Origin of the sequence: Halomonas campaniensis (assembly GCF_014193375.1) — a bacterium.
GTDB lineage: Bacteria > Pseudomonadota > Gammaproteobacteria > Pseudomonadales > Halomonadaceae > Halomonas > Halomonas campaniensis.
Map to the genome: position 1 here is coordinate 44,451 of NZ_JACHZF010000019.1, position 17,642 is coordinate 62,092.

Below are 17,642 nucleotides of genomic sequence, written 5' to 3' on the forward strand. Positions count from 1 at the left end.
AAGGCTCCGGATGGCCGGTGGAGGTCAGGGTTCGCCGTGCAGGAAGGCGGCGCCGGGGGCCACCAGCAGGCGGCGCAGGGCGCGGCGGCCGAGCAGCATCGGGTGGCGCATGTCGCGGCGGTCGGTCAGCGTGAGCTCGACCGGGTACTCCAGGTCACCGAGGCGCAGCAGGGTACGGATCACGTAGCGCCACTCCTCCTGCCCGTTGGAGCTGCGCACCTTGCGCCGGTCATGCAGGTGCATGCGGAAGACATGGGGCGGGGTGTCCGGCCCCCCGCTGCGAGTGGTGAAGCTGACCCACAGCTGGCCGTCCTCCTCGAAGGACTCGATGTCCTCGGCGTGCAGCGCCGAGGTGCGGGCGCCGGTATCTGCCTTGGCACACAGCGTGAGGTGCATCTCCGGCAGCACGATCATCTCGCGGCGGCCGATCACCGCCTTGGGGGTATAGGGCAGCTCTTTCATGGTCATCCTTCCGGTGTCCCCGTTTGCCGTGTCAGTTCCGCCAGGCGCTGGCCGATGGCCGAGTCCGGGGCCGCCTCGCGCAGCGCCATCAGCACCGGCAGGCGCAGCCTCGGGACCAGCGCCAGGTCGCGGGCCACGCTCATGAAGTCGGCGTTGCGGCACTCCGCGAGGCGGGTGAGGAAGCGCGGCAGGCGCCGGGCGTCCTCCAGATGATGCCAGCCGCGTCCCGCCATGGCCGCCAGCAGGTCGGGGCCGCAGGCGTCCGGGTCGGCGAGCAGGGCGTCGAACCAGGCACCGGCCGCTGCCGCCTCCGCGCCACCCATGGCGCGCACGCAGGCACAGAACGCCTCCACGTCTCCCGCCGCGGCGTCTGCCTCGCCCCGCGCCCGCAGGGCGCGGGCCAGGGCGTCATCGATGGCCACATGCTCCAGACAGTAGCACAGCGAGGTGAGCACTTCGCCAGGCAGCGCGGGCAGGCGAGCGGCCAGCTGGCGGCGCTGCTCGGCATCCATGCGCACGACGAAGTCGGCCAGCCCCTGCAGGCCGAGGGCCTGCCAGTCGATGGCCTGCTGGCCGCTCAGGTAGGCCTCCACCGGCTCCAGGTGCTGGCTGGCCGGCTGGCCCAGGTCAAGGCTGGCACGGGCATGCAGCACGGCCTGGAAGGGCAGGGTGGGGGTGAAGGCCAGCGGGTTGTCCTTCATCAGGTTCTCCACCGCCTCGCCTCCCTCGCGCCCGACGCTGGCCACGCTGCGCCCCAGGGTCTCCAGCAGTCGCTGGACAAAGGCGTCGCGGGGCGCCGCCACCAGCTGGCCCTGCTCGTCCAGCGGCAGCGCCAGGAACCAGATCAGCGGATCGCGGACGTCGCCGAGGCGAAACACCAGGCCCAGGCGCGCCTGGCCCTGCCAGGGGGCCGGCCAGGGCGCCTCGCCACGCTCGAAGGCCGCCAGGGTCTCCAGGCTGCAAGGTTCGACGCGTCGTCCCAGGTGGTAGAGCCACACCTCGGCGCCGCTGCGAACGAAGAAGTCGTGAAGGCTGTGGATCGGTTGCATGGCGTCTCCCGTTTTCGAAGCGTGCACTCTACCGCGGTGGTCAAGCGCTGTCAGCAGCGGAGGAGTCCGCAGGGATCCACGCCGCTGGTCAGGAAATGATCGATGGGCCGAAGGCCCCGTCATGCCTGGCCGGCAGGCGACTTTCCAGAGATTATCCACAGCCCCGTTCAGGAAAACTGTGAACTGTGCACAAGACGCCCGGGAGGGGGCCCCCGGGCGGTGGACAGGGCGTGCGGGGTGGCCGGGTCCCGGGCGAACGGGGATAATGGCCCTACATGTCACCGAGGTACCCGAAATGAGCGTTCACCAGGAGCTGGCGGTCGCCCTGCGCGAGCTGGAGGCGACCATGCGTGCCACCGGGCAGTGGCGCATGGAGCGCCCCGAGCCCGCCGCCTTCGACAGCGTGGCACCGTTCTGCGCCGATACCATGTCGCTGCCCCAGTGGCTGCGCTTCGTGTTCATCGTGCGTCTGGAAGCGCTGGTGGAGGTGCAGGCGCCGATGCCGGCGAAGTGCGAGGTGGCCCCCGCGGTGGAGGCCTGGATGGCTCAGTCGGGCGCGCGCGCCAGCGAACGGCTGATGATGAAGCGGGCGGTCGAGGCGGTCGACCGGCTGGTCACCGAAAACTGAGCGGGACGTGAGCGGCGGGGTGGGCCGGCCCTGTCGGGCCGGCCGGGTCGACTACTCGGCGGTCGCCAGCAGGCTGGCGTTGCCACCGGCGGCGGTGGTGTCGATGCACAGGTGGCGCTCCACCACGTAGCGCTCGGGCGCGATGGTCTGGGTCTCGAGCGGCACGATGGCGCCCTCGCGACCGGCCAGCGCGACGCGCAGCTCCCGGGTCCAGTCGCTGGCCCCCGCGGCAGCCACGGCCGCGATGCCCTCGACCCGGGTCAGCGTCTCGGCCTCGAGGCTGCCGTCGAGGGCGGCGGCGGGGGCCCCGGCCTCGACCAGCGGCTGCACGGCCTGGGCAGCGCCCGGGACGACCAGCACCGCCGCGCAGCCCGCGCCGAGGGCCTGCACCGCCTGGGCGATGGCGATCTCCAGGGTCGGCCCCAGGCAGAGCACCGGTCCCTTGGGATACATCGCCAGGCGGTTGCTCTCCCCGGTGGGCCCCGGCAGCGTCTGGGGCGTCATGTCCAGGGCCGCGGCCTCGGCCAGCGCTTTGCGAATCACGCCACGCTTCCCCGACAGCGCCTTGCGCAGCACCTCCACCCGGTCGGGTCGCGCCGCCCAGTTGCGCGCGTCCAGGCCGTCCAGGGCCGCCTGGAGATCGCCCAGGGGCACGGTCTTCCCCGTCGGCGCCTCGTGCTGCTCGGCATCGGCGGTGCGGCGGAAGCGGGTGACATAGAGCGGCCCGCCGGCCTTGGGCCCGGTGCCCGAGAGCCCCTCGCCGCCGAAGGGCTGGGAGCCGACGATGGCGCCGATCTGGTTGCGGTTGACGTAGATGTTGCCCACATGGAGCCGCTCGACGATCTGCTGCACGCGGTCGTCGATCCGGGTGTGCAGGCCGAAGGTCAGGCCGTATCCCCGGTCGTTGATCGCGTCGACCACCCTGTCGATGTCCCGCGCCTTGAAGGTGGCCACGTGCAGGACCGGGCCGAAGATCTCGCGCTCGAGGTCCTCGATGCCCCCGACCTCGACCACCGCCGGGGTGACGAAGGTGCCGACATCCGGCACCGGCAGCGTCTTGATCACCTTGCCGGCCTTCTGCCGGGCCGTCACATAGTCGCCGATCTCGGTCTGGGCCTCGGCGTCGATCACCGGCGAGACGTCGGTGTCGGTGTTCCACGGGTCGCCGATGCTGAGCGCGTCCATGGCGCCGTCGAGCATGTCGAGCAGGCGGTCCCGCGCCTCCTCCTGGACGTAGAGCATCCTGAGCGCCGAACAGCGCTGGCCGGCCGACTGGAAGGAGGAGATCAGGATGTCGCGCACCGCCTGCTCGGTCAGCGCCGTGGAGTCGACGATCATCGCATTCAGGCCGCCGGTCTCGGCGATCAGCACCGCGTCGGGGCCGGCATTCTGCGCCAGGGCCTGGTGGATGATCTGCGCCACCGGGGTCGAGCCGGTGAAGCAGACCCCGGCGATGCGCGGATCGCTGGTCAGTGGCCCGCCCACCGTCGGCCCGTCGCCGGGCAGCAGCTGCAGGGCCGCCTCGGGCAGTCCGGCCTCGCGCATCAGCTCGATGGCGCGGGCGGCGATCAGCGGCGTCTGCTCGGCGGGCTTGGCGAGCACCGCGTTGCCGGCCGCCAGGGCGGCGGCGATCTGGCCGGTGAAGATGGCCAGCGGGAAGTTCCACGGGCTGATGCAGACGAAGATGCCGCGGGCGCTGCCGGGCTCCTCCGCCTCCAGCCGTTCGCCCTCGTTGGCGTAGTAGCGCAGGAAGTCCACCGCCTCGCGCACCTCGGCGATGCCGTCGAACATCATCTTGCCCGCCTCGCGGGTGGTGATCACGGTCAGCTCGGCGATGTGCTCCTCGTAGAGATCGGCGGTGCGGCGCAGCACCTCGGCCCGCTCCGCCGCCGGCCGCGCCGACCAGTCGCGGAAGCCCTCCTCTGCGGCGTCGAGGGCGGTCGCGACCTCCTCCGGCGTCGCCTCATGCACCTGGCCGACCACCCGGGAGGTGTCGGCGGGGGAGACGACATCGCGGGCCTCGCCACGGGGAGCCGGGCTGCCCGCCAGCATCGGGCCGGCGGTCCAGGTGGTGTCGGCGAAGCCCTCCCGCGCCTCGAGCAGCGGCAGGATCGAGGCCGGCTCGTTGATCCGGTAGCCCCTGGAGTTTCGGCGCTCGGGGGCGAACAGCTCGCCGGGCTGGCGGATCAGCGGGCTCGAGATGGCCTCGCCCAGCTGCTGCATCCCGGCCACCGGGTCCTTCGAGACCTCGCTCGGGGGAATCGAGGCGTCCACCACCTGGTTCACGAAGGAGGAGTTGGCCCCGTTCTCCAGCAGGCGGCGTACCAGGTAGGCCAGCAGGTCGCGGTGGGCGCCCACCGGGGCGTAGATGCGGCAGTGGGTGCCTTCGGCATCCTTGACGATCTGGTGCAGCGACTCGCCCATGCCGTGCAGGCGCTGGAACTCGTAGCTGTCCTTGTCGTCGCCCGCCATGGCGACCACCGCGGCACAGGTGTGGGCGTTGTGGGTCGCGAACTGCGGGTAGATGCGGTCGCGCCGGTCGAGCAGCATCTGGGCGCAGGCCATGTAGCTGACGTCGGTGTTGATCTTGCGGGTGAACACCGGGAAGGTCTCGACCCCCATCTCCTGGGAGAGCTTGATCTCCGTATCCCAGTAGGCCCCCTTGACCAGCCGCACCATGATCCGGCGGTCGTGCCGCTCGGCGAGGTCGTAGAGCGCCTCGATCACCGGCCCGGCGCGACGCCCGTAGGCCTGCACCACGACCCCGAAGCCGTCCCAGTCCTCGAGGCTGGGGTCGGCCATCAGCGCCTCGATCACATCCAGGGAGAGGTCCAGCCGGTCCTGCTCCTCGGCGTCGATATTGAAGCCGATATTGGCCTTGGCCGCCTGCCGCACCAGTTCCTGCGCGCGTGGCAGGAGCTCGGCCATCACCGTGTCGCGGTGGGTGTATTCATAGCGCGGATGCAGCGCCGAGAGCTTCACCGAGATGCCGGGGCTGCCGCGCACGTCGCCCTTGGCCTGCTTGGCGATGGCGGTGATCGCCTTGGCATAGGCCGCGTGGTAGCGACGGGCGTCGGCGTCGGTGCGGGCCGCCTCGCCCAGCATGTCGTAGGAGTAGGTGTAGCCCTGCTTCTCGAGCTCGCGTGCATTCTTCATGCCCTCCTCGATGGTCTGGCCGAGCACGAACTGGCGGCCGAGGATCTTCATGGACTGGCCCACCGCGGTGCGCACCACCGGCTCGCCCATGCGGCGCACCAGGCCGCGCAGGGCCCGCACCGGGCCCTTGGGATCCTCGTCCAGCACCTTGCCGGTCAGCAGCAGGGCCCAGGTGGAGGCGTTGACCATGGACGACGAGGACTTGCCCAGGTGGGCGCCCCAGTCGGAGGGCTCGATCTTGTCGTGGATCAGGTCGTCGATGGTCTCCGCGTCGGGCACGCGCAGGAGCGCCTCGGCCAGGCACATGAGACCCACGCCCTCGGCGGTGGAGAGCCCGTACTCGGCCAGGAACGACTCCATCATCGACGGCTTCTTTTCCTTGCGCACCCGTTCGACGTATTTCGCACCGGCGTCGGCGACCCGGCGGCGCTCTTCCTCCGACAGCCGGAGCTGTCCGACGAGTTCATCCAGCACCTTGGCCTCGTCGGCCGCATAGCGGGCGCGGATGCGCGCACGGGATTCGCTGATGGCGTCATGGGGGTGAAGGTCTGCTTTGTTCATGCTCGAACTCCCTGGGGTTCCGACACGCCGCGTCGAGGCGACGCCGGAAAGGGCTCCCGCAGGACCCCTTTCATCACGTTGATGGCGTGTTGCGCGCTCTGTTAGCGAGTGATGTGCTGGTATTCGCCGGCATCGGCGGTGGCTCTGCTCACCACCACGATGGCGATCATGGCCGCGATGAAGCCGGGAATGATCTCGTAGACGCCGGGTCCGCCCATGAAGGAGCCGTTCCAGCCCAGCGAGATCCAGATCATGACGGTGGCGGCACCCACCACCATGCCGGCAATCGCGCCGGCCCCGTTGGTGCGCGGCCACATCAGCGACAGGATGATCAGCGGGCCGAACGCCGCACCGAAGCCGGCCCAGGCGTTACTGACCAGTCCCAGCACCTGGGAGTTCTCGTCGGAGGCGATGACGGCGGCCACCAGGCCGACGAGCACCACGCAGACCCGGCCAACCGCCACGGTCTCCTTATCGCTGGCCTCCTTGCGCAGGAACAGGCGATAGAAGTCCTCGGTGAGGGAGGAGGACGACACCAGCAGCTGACTGGAGATGGTGCTCATGATCGCGGCCAGCAGGGCCGCATAGAGGAAGCCCGTGACCAGCGGGTGGAACAGCAGGTTCGCCAGGATGATGAAGATGGTCTCCGGGTCCTGGACATCCAGGCCGTTGCGCACCGCATAGGCGCGGCCGAATATCCCCAGGGAGATCGCGCCGATCAGGGAGATCGCCATCCAGCTCATGCCGATGTTGCGGGCAACGGGCACATCCTTGAGGGAGCGGATGGCCATGAAGCGCACGATGATGTGTGGCTGCCCGAAATATCCCAGCCCCCAGGTGACCGCCGAGAGCCAGCCGACGAAGGTCAGTCCCGCCGTCCATGACAGCAGCGTGGTATCAACGCTATTCAGGGTCTCGGACGCCTGGGCGAAGCCGCCGCCGCCTTCACCGAAGAGCACCACCGCCGGCATGATCACCAGCGCCAGCATCATGATGCAGCCCTGCACGAAGTCCGTCAGGCTCACGGCCAGGAAGCCGCCGACGACGGTATAGATCAGCACCACGCCCAGGGTGATCACCACGCCCATGGCATAGTCGCTCATGCCACCGAAGTTGTAGATGCCCGAGAACGCGCTCTCGAACAGCTTGCCGCCGGCCACCAGACCGGAGGCCGTGTAGACCGCGAAGAAGATGACGATCACCACGGCCGATACCGTGCGCAGGGAGAGCGCCCGGGTCGGGAAGCGGTTGGCCAGGAACTCCGGGATGGTGATGGCGTTGCCGTAGTGAACCGTCTGTTCACGGAGGCGAGGTGCGACCAGGGTCCAGTTGAAGAACGCGCCCACGAGCAGGCCGATACCGATCCAGGCCGAGCCCAGGCCGGAAACGAACAGCGCCCCGGGCAGGCCCAGCAGCAGCCAGCCGCTCATGTCCGAGGCCCCGGCCGACAGGGCCGCCACCTGGGGGCTGAGGGCGCGGCCACCCAGCATGTAGTCCTCGGACGAGGACGTGGACTTGCGCATGGCATAGACGCCGATGGCGATCATCAGCGCAAAGTAGCCAAACAGGCTTATCCAGACTCCAGTAGCCATGAAATACCTCCAGTTCATTGGGCCGGAGCGGGCTCCGGCCGGATAACGCATCTACCGTTGGGAGTCCGGTAGCGGCGCGCGTTTATTGTTGTCACTTCGCTTTCGTCATGCGCAACGGGGCGCTGCCGCCTGTCACGCCAGGGGTTACTGCTCGATGCTTGCCTCCTGTCGCTCGTCCCTGGTTCAGGGCGTTGTGGGATGGGATGCCTTCGGTGCTGCCGGATTGGCCGGGTTCTTGCTCAGTTTAAAGGCGTCGATGAAAAGCGTAGCAGTCGAGCCGGGTCACGTCGGCTCGTGCAGGGGGAAGCAGGGTAGAGGCATCGAAGGGGCCGGCCGATGGGGCAGGCCGGCCAGGGAGGAGGGCGTCTGGTGGCATGATCCCGTTGCGGCGATCCGGCGGGTAGCGCTCGACATGTCGAGCCCCCTTTCATGAAAAATGTAGTACTGATACTAGCGCGTATCGAGAGGCCGCAGCATTTCACGCTGTGTGGACGGTGCCTAGGGCCAGAGGATGGGGCGGGCGGCCCACATGCCGGTACCGCCTTTGCGCCTGCCAACGCAACGAGGCCCGCCGGTGGCGGGCCTCGTCGTGGCGCGAAGGGGGGATCAGAAGCGGTAGCTGATACCGCCCATCACCACCCAGGGGTCGATCTCGACCTTGCCGACGCCGACACCTTCAACCTTGGCATCGGTGTCGATATCGAGATACCAGGCGGCGGCGTTGAGCGCCCAGTTGTCGTTGATCAGCAGGTCGACGCCCACCTGGCCGGCGGCGCCCCAGGAGTCATCCAGCTCCAGGTTCAGGGCCGTGCCGTTAGCCAGCGAGACTTCTTCATCAGAGAAGCGGGTGTAGTTGACGCCCACGCCGACGTAGGGCTGCACGCTGGCCGCGGTGCCGCCCAGCGGGTAGTACTGCACGGTCAGGGTCGGCGGCAGATGCTTGGTGGAGCCAGACGCTGCACCGTCACCCAGGGTGAAACTGTGCTTGAACTGCTCGGCGGCCAGCAGCTCGACGCCGATCTTGTCGTGGAAGCGATAGCCCAGGGTAAAGGCGAAGCGGGTATCGTCGTCGACATTGGTACCTACGATGACGCCATCACCCAGCAGCGGGCTGAGGTCCAGATTGCCGTTATCACTCTTGGGGGCCACCTTGGCCACGCCCAGGCGGGTAAAGAAGTCGCCGGCGCCGTAGGCCAGGGCCTGGGTGCTGGTGGTAAAGGCGGCGGCGGCCAGGCCGGCGGCCAGCAGGGTGGGGAGGTGCTTGCGCATGGGGCGGCTCCTTGAGGTTCCGGGTTCAGCGTTGTGGTCTAGCCAGTCCCTGGCCTGCCAGGGTGACGGGAAGTTTAATCAAGCTGCCCGGGAACTTTCTTGACGTCGGTCAAGTGATGTTGCAACGCACAAGGGCGGGAGCCCGGAAATAGCGATACAAGAAGGAGACAAAAAAGGACGCCGCCGGGCTGGGCCCGGCGGCGTCCTTCGTGACGGCGGATTACCGCAGACGTTGCGCTGCGCGGATCAGAAGCGCAGGGTCACGCCACCGCCGATGGTCATCGGGTCGATCTTGGCGGTGCCGATGCGCTCGCCGCCGACGGAGATACGCGAGTCGACGTCGGCGTAGTTGGCGAAGCCGTTGAGCATCAGGTTGTCGGTGATGGCGAGGTCCACGCCCACCTGGCCCACGGCGCCGTAGCTGCGACGGGCGTCCACGCCTTCCGGCTCGCCGGAGAAGCGGGTGTAGTTGAGGCCGGCGCCCACGTAGGGCTGCACGCGGGAGTCCAGGCCGCCCATGGGGTAGTAGTTGACCAGCAGGTTGACCGGCATCCGGTCGATGGTGCCGCCCAGAGCACCCGCAGAGAACTCATGCTCGATCTTCTCGGAGCCGTTGAGCTCCACGCCGACCTTGTCGTGGAACAGGTAGCCGGCGCCGAGGGTGAAGCCGGTCTCGCCGCTGCTGACGCCGTCGAGCACGCCGTTGTCGGAGCGGGTATCGGACTTGGCGAAGCCGCCACGCACGAAGGTGTCGCCGGCGCTGTAGGCCAGGGCGGCCTGGCTTGCGAAGGCGCAGCTGGCGGCGATGGCGGCCGCGGTGATCAGTCGAGTGGTGCGCATATGGGGATCCTCCCTGTTGCTTCACGCGAAGTCGCGTTGCCGGAGCGTCCGGCATCCTGTGACCAAGGTATTATACGAAACACTGTTTCCAAATGTCTCGTCACGAGTGGTCAACAATTGTGAAAGTTCTTTTCCGCGGGCGCGCAGGGGAGGGAGCGGACACGAAGGCGCCGGGCAGGAGCCCGGCGCCAGGATAGGCGGGAGTGATCAGAAGCGGTAGGTGATGCCGCCGCCGATGGTCATGGGGTCAATCTTGGCCTCGCCGATGTCGGTACCGCCCAGGCGCACGTCGGCGGAGACGTCGGCGTAGCTGACGAAGCCGTTGAGCATCAGGCCCTGGGCCACGGCCAGGTCCACGCCCAGCTGGCCGATGGCTCCATAGCTGCGGCGGACGTCCAGTCCCTCGAGCTCCTCGCCGGAGAAGCGGGTGTAGTTGAGGCCGGCGCCCACGTAGGGCTGGACCCGGGAATCCATGCCGCCCATGGGGTAGTAGTTGACCATCAGGTTGATCGGCATCCGATCGACGCTGCCGATGGGGCCTCCAGCGAGGGTGAGGTCATGTTCGACCTTCTCCTGGCCGCTGAGCTCGATGCCCAGCCTGTCGGTCAGGAGGTACCCTACGCCGTAGTAGAGGCCCCGCTCGTCGGAGACATCCAGGCGCAGGTTGTCGGCCGTCAGGTCGCCATTGTTGGACTTGACGTCGGTCTGGGCGATGCCGCCGCGAACGAAGATATCCCCGGCGCTGTAGGCCAGGGCCATCTGGCTGGCCATGGCACAGCCGGCGGCGATGGCGGTGACGGTCAGGAGATTGGTTCTTTTCATCGGGTCGTTCCTCTCGTCGAGCTTGGTCGTCGTTCTGGGCGGCAGCGTCGTGCCTGAGGTCCTGCATTCCTGTACAAGTATGACTATAGAAACGATGTTTGCAAAAGTCCTGTAAAGTTTTTCGATGGCGCCCATAGCCGCCCATGACTCGCGGCCATGGGCAGGCGCGGGCCCTTTGGGGGCGTTCGGCCCCGTTGTCGGGCATCGGGCTTGTACAACACTTGACGCGGCGCAGCGTCGGGGCTCGCGAGAACGGCGGGAATCGTCTTGACTGAAGAGACCTGACAAGGAGAGCGCAGATGAGACGCGAGATGTCCCTCCGGCACCCGGCGTGGCGCGAGGCCGTTCCCCTGCTGGTCGCCGCCGGCCTGGCGGTCTGGCTGCTGCTGCAGCCGCAGCTGGTCAGTGGCCTGGCGATGCCGCTGCGCCTGCCGGTGATCCTGCTGGGCGCCTGGTCGCTGGGCGCGGCCTTCATGCGCCCGCTGGGGCTGGTGCCGCGGCGCCACTGGCAGCGCCGGGCCACCTCGCCCCCCTGGAGCCTGGCGGCGCTGGTGCTGTTCACCCTGGTGCTGCTGGTGCGCGCCGCGATGACATGACGCCCCGCGTATGCCGAGGCCGACATGCAGGAAGCCGCCCCGAGGGGCGGCTTCCTGCGTCAGCGCGATGGGGCGGGACGGTGCCCCGTCCGGTCGGTCAGGCCTGGTCGAAGGTGTCGAAGTCGGCGGTGATGGCGTCCGTCGGCTCCTCGGTGGCCAGGCTCGCCACCACGATGGCGATGTAGGCGAAGATCACCCCCGGCACGATCTCGTAGAGATCGAACAGCCCGCCGGAGAGCTCGGCCCATACCACCACGGTGATGCCGCCCACCACGATGCCGGCCAGGGCGCCCCACTTGTTCATGCGGCGCCAGTAGAGCGACATGATCAGCGCCGGGCCGAAGGCGGCACCGAAGCCGGCCCAGGCGTAGGCGACGAGGTCGAGCACCGTGGCGTCGGGGTTGAGCGCCAGCAGGTAGGCCAGGACGGCGATGCCGATCACCGCGAAGCGGCCCACCCATACCAGCTCGGTCTGGCTGGCGTCCTTGCGGAAGATCGCCTTGTAGAAGTCGTCGGTCAGCGCCGAGGAGGAGACCAGCAGCTGGGAGTCGGCGGTGGACATGATGGCGGCCAGGATGGCGGCCAGCAGGATGCCGGCGATCACCGGGTGGAAGATCAGGTTGACCATCACCATGAACACGGTCTCGCCGTCGGCCAGGTCGCGCTGCACGAAGCCCACGCCGAGCAGGCCCACGGCGACCGAGCTGATCAGGGCGATGGCGGTCCAGCTCACCGCGATGCGGCGGGCGGCGGGGATGTCGCGGTCGCTGCGGATGGCGGCGAAGCGCGCCAGGATGTGCGGCTGCCCGAAGTAGCCCAGGCCCCAGGCCAGGGAGCTGACGATGCCGATGACCGACAGCGCCTCTCCGGTGGAGGCATCCCGGAACCAGGCGAGCATGTAGTCGCTCTCGGCGGCGAGCGCCGCGCCGGCGCCGCTCGCGCCGCCCAGGTCGCTGAAGGCGATGATCGGCACGATGGCCAGGGCCGCCGCCATCATCAGGCCCTGGATCAGGTCGGTCCAGGAGACCGCGAGGAAGCCGCCGATGAAGGTATACATGATGATGGTCAGGGTGCCGATGGTGACGGCGATGCGGTAGTCGAAGCCGAACACGGTCTCGAACAGCCGTCCGCCGGCCACGAGGCCCGAGCTGGTGTAGAAGAGGAAGAACATCAGGATGAAGATCGCCGAGATCACCCGCAGCAGATGCGACTTGTCCTGGAAGCGGTTGGCGAAGTACTCCGGCAGGGTCAGGGCGTCACTGACCTTGAAGCTGTAGAGGCGCAGGCGGCGCGCCACGACCAGCCAGTTCAGCCAGGTGCCGACCAGCAGGCCCACGGCGATCCAGCTGGCCGAGATGCCGCTGACGTAGGCCGCGCCGGGCAGGCCGAGCAGCAGCCAGCCGGACATGTCGGAGGCGCCGGCGGAGATCGCCGAGGTCCAGGGGCCGAGCGAGCGGCCGCCGAGGATGTAGTCGGAGAGGTTGGTGGTGCGCTTGTAGGCGACGATGCCGATGCCGAGCATCAGTGCCAGGTACACCACGAAGGTGAAGCCGATGGCCATGTTGTTCTGAACCATGAGGGGGTTCCTTCAGTTTATTGTCGTTACAGACGAGCGGGGCTCACTCGTCTCCCAGCGCAAGCAGTGACGCGTTGCCGCCCAGTGCGGCGGTATTGACGGTCACCGTCTTTTCCGTGGCGAAGCGCAGCAGGTAGTGCGGTCCGCCGGCCTTGGGTCCGGTTCCGGAGAGGCCCTGGCCGCCGAAGGGCTGTACGCCCACGACGGCGCCGATGATATTGCGGTTGACGTACACGTTGCCAACGCGAATCTTCTGCGCTATTTCATCGGCGAAGGATTCGTTGCGGCTATGCACGCCAAAGGTCAGGCCATAGCCCCGGCCGTTGATCGACTCGATCACCCGGTCGATCTCGCTGGCCCGGTAGCGCACGATGTGCAGGATCGGGCCGAACTGCTCCCGTTCCAGCGCCTCGATGCCGTCGATCTCGAAGGCCACCGGGGCGATGAAGGTGCCGTCGCCGGTCAGGGCCGGGTCCAGGCGGGTCTCGGCCACCAGGCGACCCTCGGCCTTGAGCTTCTCGATGTGCGCGGAGAGCCCGCGGCGGGCGTCCTCGTCGATCACCGGGCCGACGTCGGTGCCCAGGTCGCGGGGGTCGGCCACGCGCAGCTCGTTCATGGCGCCGTCGAGGATCTCGATGACCCGGTCGGCCACGTCCTCCTGGAGGTAGAGCACCCGCAGCGCCGAGCAGCGCTGGCCGGCACTCTGGAAGGCGGACTGGATGACATCGGCGACCACCTGCTCCGGCAGGGCGGTGGAGTCGACGATCATGGCGTTCATGCCGCCGGTCTCGGCGATCAGCGTCGGCAGGGCGGCTCCCTCGCGGGCGGCCAGGGCGCGGTTGATGATCTGCGCCGTGTCGGTGCCGCCGGTGAAGACCACGCCGGTGATGCGCGGATCGCTGGTCAGCACGCTGCCCACGGTGGGCCCATCGCCGGGCAGCAGCTGGACCACGTCCCTGGGCATGCCGGCCTCATGGAGCAGCTCGATCACCCGGTGGGCCACGATGGAGGTCTGCTCGGCGGGCTTGGCCAGCACGGTGTTGCCGGCGACGGCGGCGGCCACCACCTGGCCGCAGAAGATCGCCACCGGGAAGTTCCAGGGGCTGATCGCCGCAAAGACGCCCTTGCCGGCGAGCATCAGCTGGTTGGATTCGCCGGTGGGGCCGGGCAGGGGCATCGGTTTGCCGAACAGCTCCTCGGCCTTCATGGCGTAGTAGCGACAGAAGTCCACCGCCTCCTTGATCTCGTCGACGCCGTCGGTGAGCAGCTTGCCGCCCTCCCGGGAGCAGAGCGTCATCAGCTCCGCCATGTGGGTTTCCATCAGGTCGCCCAGGCGGCGGACGATGGCGGCGCGTTCGGCCACCGGCGTGCCCTCCCAGCGCGGGAAGGCGGCCCAGGCGGCATCCACTGCGCGGGCGGCCTGCTCGGCGCTGGTCCACTGCACCGTGCCCACCTTCCGGCGGCGGTCATAGGGGCTGGCGACCTCATGCTGGCTGGTCGGGTCGTCGGCCACCTCGAAGGCCAGCAGCGGACCCACCCGGTGCTCCTTCTCCATGGTGGCGGCCATCGCCTCCATCAGCGGCTGGTACTGGCTGCGCACGTTGAGGTTCACGCCGCGGGAGTTCGGTCGGCCGGGGCCGAAGATGTCGCGGGGCAGCGGGATGCGCGGGTTGGCGTAGGTCCGATACTCCCTGAGCGTCTCGGCCGGGTGCACGCAGAGCGACTCCACCGGCACGTCGGGGTCCACCAGCTGGTGCACAAACGACGAGTTGGCGCCGTTCTCGAGCAGCCGGCGGACCAGGTAGGGAAGCAGGTCCTTGTGGGCGCCCACGGGCGCGTAGATGCGGCAGTAGGTGCCCTGCGGGGCCCGGGTCAGGGCCGCATCGTAGAGCGCCTCGCCCATGCCGTGCAGGCGCTGGAACTCGAACGGGCGGGAGGCGTCGTTGGCCAGCTCCAGGATGGTGCTGATGGTATGGGCGTTGTGGGTGGCGAACTGCGGGAAGATGCGACCGCGGGTGGCATCCGAGAGCAGGAAGCGCGCGCACACCAGGTAGGCCACGTCGGTGCTGGCCTTGCGGGTGTAGACCGGATAGCCGTCGACGCCGAGCTGCTGGGACTCCTTGATCTCGCTGTCCCAGTAGGCGCCCTTGACCAGGCGCAGCGGGATCTCGTCGCCTTGCGCCTCGGCCAGCCGGTTGAGGTAGTGGAGCACCGGCAGGGCGCGCTTGGAGTAGGCCTGCACCACCAGCCCGAAGTGGCCCCAGCCCTTGCCGATGTCGCTCTCGTAGACCGCACGGAACACCTCCAGGGAGATCTCCAGGCGGTCGACCTCCTCGGCATCGATGGTCAGGGCCACGTCGCGCTCGCGGGCCATGGCGCCGAGCTTCTTCACGCTGTCGACCAGCTCGTGCAGCACCTGCTCGCGCCGCCCGAACTCGTAGCGCGGGTGCAGGGCCGAGAGCTTGATGGAGACCGAGGGCGCCGGCGTCTTCGCGGAGAGCGCCTTGCTGGTCCTGCCCACCCGCTCGATGGCCCGGGCATAGTCGTCGAAGTACTTGGCCGCGTCCTTGCGGGTGCGCGCCGCCTCGCCGAGCATGTCGTAGGAGTAGGTGTAGCCCTTGTCGAACAGCGGCCGGGAGCGCTTGAGGGCCTCGTCGATATCACGGCCCAGCACGAACTGCTTGCCCATCACCTTCATGGCTTCGCGCATGGCGCGCCGGATCACCGGCTCCCCCAGGCGGTTGACCAGCCTGTTGATGAAGCTGGCCGGCCGGCCATCCTTCGGGTGGTCCAGGTTGATCACCCGGCCGGTCATCAGCAGGCCCCAGGTGGAGGCGTTGACGAACCAGGACTCGCTCTGGCCGAGGTGGGACTTCCAGTCGGCGGGGCCGAGCTTGTCCTCGATCAGCGCATCGGCGGTGGCCGTGTCGGGAATGCGCAGCATGGCCTCGGCGAGGCACATCAGCATCAGTCCCTCGTGGGTGTCGAGGCTGTACTGCTGCAGCAGCTCGTCGATGGAGTCCACGGCGGTATCCATCTCGCGCACCTCGCGGACCAGCTCGGCGGTCTTGCCGGCGATGCGCTGGAAGTCGCGTGAGTCGGCGCTCAGCACCTTGATCAGTTCGGCGACGAAGTCCTCCTCGTCGACCACGTAGTGGTCGCTGATGCGGGCGAAGAGGGTGTCGAGGTCCTGCTGCCAGGTGGCGGCATCCAGCATGTTGTTGGCATCGAGCATGAAGGGTTCCCTGGTCGTATCGTCAGGTGGCCGCCCGCCGCGGACGCGGCAGGCAAGTGGCGCCCACAGGCGCGGCCATGGACAAGACTCTAGGAGCCGAAGGGTGGGGGTGCTTGTCGATTCCGCGGGAATAGTTGTCGATTCCGCGGAAAGGGGCGGCAGGTTGATCGCGGAGTTAGACTTTCGTCTAGAAAGATGTTGGAGGCAGTGCCTGCGACGGCCCTTGTCTCAGCGGCGAGCCCGGGTGACCTGGCCGGCGGGCGGGAAGGCCGCGCGCCGGATCTGGCTCGGCGGGTGGCCGAAGGCCTGGCGGCAGGCGTGTGACAGCGCACTCTGGTTGGCGAAGCCGGTCAGGGCGGCAACCTCGGAGAGCGGCAGGCGGCTCTCGCCGAGCAGCCGACGTGCCGCCTCGAGGCGCTTGCGGCGCACGTACTGCCAGGGCGTGAGGCCGGTCTGCTCGCGGAAGCGATGGCGGAAGTGGGCCTCGCTCAGGCAGGCCTCCCGGGCCAGGTCGCCGACGCTGAGGCGGCTCGGGAGATGGTCCTCGATGAAGCGGTCGAGCCTCTTCAGGTCCAGGCGGCGATGTGCCGGATCGGGGGAGCCGGCCAGGCGGGCATGCAGGCAGCCGAGCAGGGTGGCGGCCAGCCGCTCGTACTGGCTGGCGCTGGCCGGCGTCGGGGAGGCGGCCAGCTCGTGGAGCAGGAAGTCCAGGTAGCGCTTGAGCGGGTCGTCCAGGGTGAAGAAGCGCGGGGCATCGAAGAGTCGCGCCAGTTCGTGGTGGAAGCCGGTCAGGGAGGGCGCCTGGGCGGGGAGGTCGAGGATCAGCTGGCGGTTCTCCCCGGTCCCCGCGTAGTAGTGGACATGGTTGGCGGGCACGATGCAGCCAGACAGGGCCGAGATCGAGCCGCCGAGCCCCTCGATCTCGAACTCGGCCTGCCCGCGCAGGCCGATCACGATCTGGTGGTAGTCGTGGGCGTGGTGCTGGGTGGCGGTATCGAGGGGGATCTGGCGGATGGCACTCGACATGGCGGGCCCCGTTCAGTCGGCATGAGCCGGATAGTCTAGCGCGGATGACGGCGCCCGTTCATTCCACGTTGCGTTGACGCTCTCTGAGACGGATATGGCGGGCGAGGTGGTCGCGAAGGGCCCGGAGCTCCTCCTGGCCTTCAGGATCGAGCAGTGGCTTGCCGCGGGCGACACGGCCATGATTGCCGTGTTCGTCCATCAGCCGCAGGGCACGGCGCCTGATGTCGTCCAGGGTGTCGTCGTGGCGGATCGGGTAGCCGACGATGGTGTTCCACTCGGTCTCGTCCACGCGGCTTTCCAGCGCCTGCTCGATGAGCTCGAGCAGCCGGCGCGGTTCGGTGCGGTAGCGGGGCGTGCCGGATAACAGCAGGATGGCCACCATGCCACCGAAGATCAGCAGGCAGACGGCGAAGACGAGCAGGAAGAGGGCCATGGGCAACCGGAAGCTCAAACCGGTTCAGAGCCATTGTCTGAACCCACGTTTCAAGTGAATGGAATGACGGGAGAAACGTGGAGCGGGTGAAGGGAATCGAACCCTCGTCTTAAGCTTGGGAAGCTTCTGCTCTACCATTGAGCTACACCCGCTGGGCGGAATCGATAGTAAAACCAATCGCTTAGCCATGCAAGCCGCGGCTGGACCTTTTTCGTGTTTTCAGTGCAACTTGCTGTTTTTGCAGTGTGTTGTGGGTGGTGCTCGGCGGCCGGCGGCGACGCCGACAAGAAATTTGTCGCCGGTCCCGAACTTTTCCTCGCAGCACTGTCTGAAGTAGCACAGGCAACAGCGCGATAGCAGTCGCTAACACTGTTGTTCTGGCTTGCAGTTTCGATCG

General features: G+C 68.3%; 13 protein-coding genes and 1 tRNA gene. 2 read left to right on the forward strand and 12 right to left on the reverse strand.

Annotated elements, in window-relative coordinates; all coding sequences use genetic code 11:
- Nucleotides 1–24: 24 nt before the first annotated feature.
- Together BDK63_RS13340 and BDK63_RS13345 are read right to left on the reverse strand one after the other, a co-directional pair.
- A complete protein-coding gene (locus BDK63_RS13340; protein WP_183332772.1) occupies nucleotides 25–462 on the reverse strand; it encodes an ATP-dependent zinc protease family protein in 438 nt (145 codons plus the stop codon).
- A 2-nt stretch (nucleotides 463–464) separates the two neighbouring features.
- Nucleotides 465–1,511: a DUF3549 family protein gene (locus BDK63_RS13345; protein ID WP_183332774.1), complete on the reverse strand. Its 1,047-nt coding sequence runs from the start codon at nucleotides 1,509–1,511 to the stop codon at nucleotides 465–467.
- 295 nt (nucleotides 1,512–1,806) lie between these two features.
- On the opposite strand from BDK63_RS13345, the gene BDK63_RS13350 reads away from it, so the two are divergent.
- Complete coding sequence (locus BDK63_RS13350; RefSeq protein ID WP_183332776.1) at nucleotides 1,807–2,139, forward strand: YqcC family protein; 333 nt, start codon at nucleotides 1,807–1,809, stop codon at nucleotides 2,137–2,139.
- Between the two features lie 51 nt (nucleotides 2,140–2,190).
- Here the strand turns inward: BDK63_RS13350 and putA (BDK63_RS13355) are convergent, their stop codons facing one another.
- From putA (BDK63_RS13355) to BDK63_RS13375, 5 genes are all read right to left on the reverse strand, one after another.
- On the reverse strand, nucleotides 2,191–5,856 hold the full coding sequence (putA, locus tag BDK63_RS13355) for a bifunctional proline dehydrogenase/L-glutamate gamma-semialdehyde dehydrogenase PutA (protein WP_183332778.1): 3,666 nt from the start codon (nucleotides 5,854–5,856) through the stop codon (nucleotides 2,191–2,193).
- A gap of 101 nt (nucleotides 5,857–5,957) precedes the next feature.
- Nucleotides 5,958–7,448 (reverse strand): sodium/proline symporter PutP, encoded by a 1,491-nt coding sequence (putP, locus tag BDK63_RS13360; protein ID WP_183332780.1) that lies wholly within the window; start codon nucleotides 7,446–7,448, stop codon nucleotides 5,958–5,960.
- 606 nt (nucleotides 7,449–8,054) lie between these two features.
- Nucleotides 8,055–8,717 carry an OmpW/AlkL family protein gene (locus BDK63_RS13365; protein ID WP_183332782.1) on the reverse strand — a complete coding sequence of 221 codons (663 nt, stop codon included), beginning with the start codon at nucleotides 8,715–8,717 and terminating at the stop codon, nucleotides 8,055–8,057.
- A 246-nt stretch (nucleotides 8,718–8,963) separates the two neighbouring features.
- Entirely contained in the window at nucleotides 8,964–9,557 is a 594-nt protein-coding gene (locus BDK63_RS13370; RefSeq protein ID WP_183332784.1) for an OmpW/AlkL family protein, read from the reverse strand.
- Nucleotides 9,558–9,764: 207 nt separating this feature from the next.
- Entirely contained in the window at nucleotides 9,765–10,379 is a 615-nt protein-coding gene (locus BDK63_RS13375; RefSeq protein ID WP_183332786.1) for an OmpW/AlkL family protein, read from the reverse strand.
- 299 nt (nucleotides 10,380–10,678) lie between these two features.
- Here BDK63_RS13375 and BDK63_RS13380 point away from each other — a divergent pair, with 299 nt between their 5' ends.
- Entirely contained in the window at nucleotides 10,679–10,975 is a 297-nt protein-coding gene (locus BDK63_RS13380) for a hypothetical protein (RefSeq protein WP_183332788.1), read from the forward strand.
- A 97-nt stretch (nucleotides 10,976–11,072) separates the two neighbouring features.
- Here BDK63_RS13380 and putP (BDK63_RS13385) read toward each other — a convergent pair whose 3' ends face one another.
- From putP (BDK63_RS13385) to BDK63_RS13405, 5 genes are all read right to left on the reverse strand, one after another.
- Nucleotides 11,073–12,551 carry a sodium/proline symporter PutP gene (gene putP / locus BDK63_RS13385; RefSeq protein WP_183332790.1) on the reverse strand — a complete coding sequence of 493 codons (1,479 nt, stop codon included), beginning with the start codon at nucleotides 12,549–12,551 and terminating at the stop codon, nucleotides 11,073–11,075.
- A gap of 43 nt (nucleotides 12,552–12,594) precedes the next feature.
- Nucleotides 12,595–15,786 (reverse strand): bifunctional proline dehydrogenase/L-glutamate gamma-semialdehyde dehydrogenase PutA, encoded by a 3,192-nt coding sequence (putA, locus tag BDK63_RS13390; RefSeq protein WP_183332792.1) that lies wholly within the window; start codon nucleotides 15,784–15,786, stop codon nucleotides 12,595–12,597.
- A gap of 228 nt (nucleotides 15,787–16,014) precedes the next feature.
- The gene (locus BDK63_RS13395) at nucleotides 16,015–16,812 is read right to left on the reverse strand and encodes an AraC family transcriptional regulator (protein WP_183332794.1); all 798 of its coding nucleotides are present in this window, start codon (nucleotides 16,810–16,812) and stop codon (nucleotides 16,015–16,017) included.
- Nucleotides 16,813–16,870: 58 nt separating this feature from the next.
- Nucleotides 16,871–17,245, reverse strand: a complete 375-nt coding sequence (locus BDK63_RS13400) for a hypothetical protein (RefSeq protein ID WP_183332796.1) — start codon at nucleotides 17,243–17,245, stop codon at nucleotides 16,871–16,873.
- A 78-nt stretch (nucleotides 17,246–17,323) separates the two neighbouring features.
- Nucleotides 17,324–17,397, reverse strand: a tRNA-Gly gene (locus BDK63_RS13405).
- Nucleotides 17,398–17,642 lie beyond the last annotated feature (245 nt).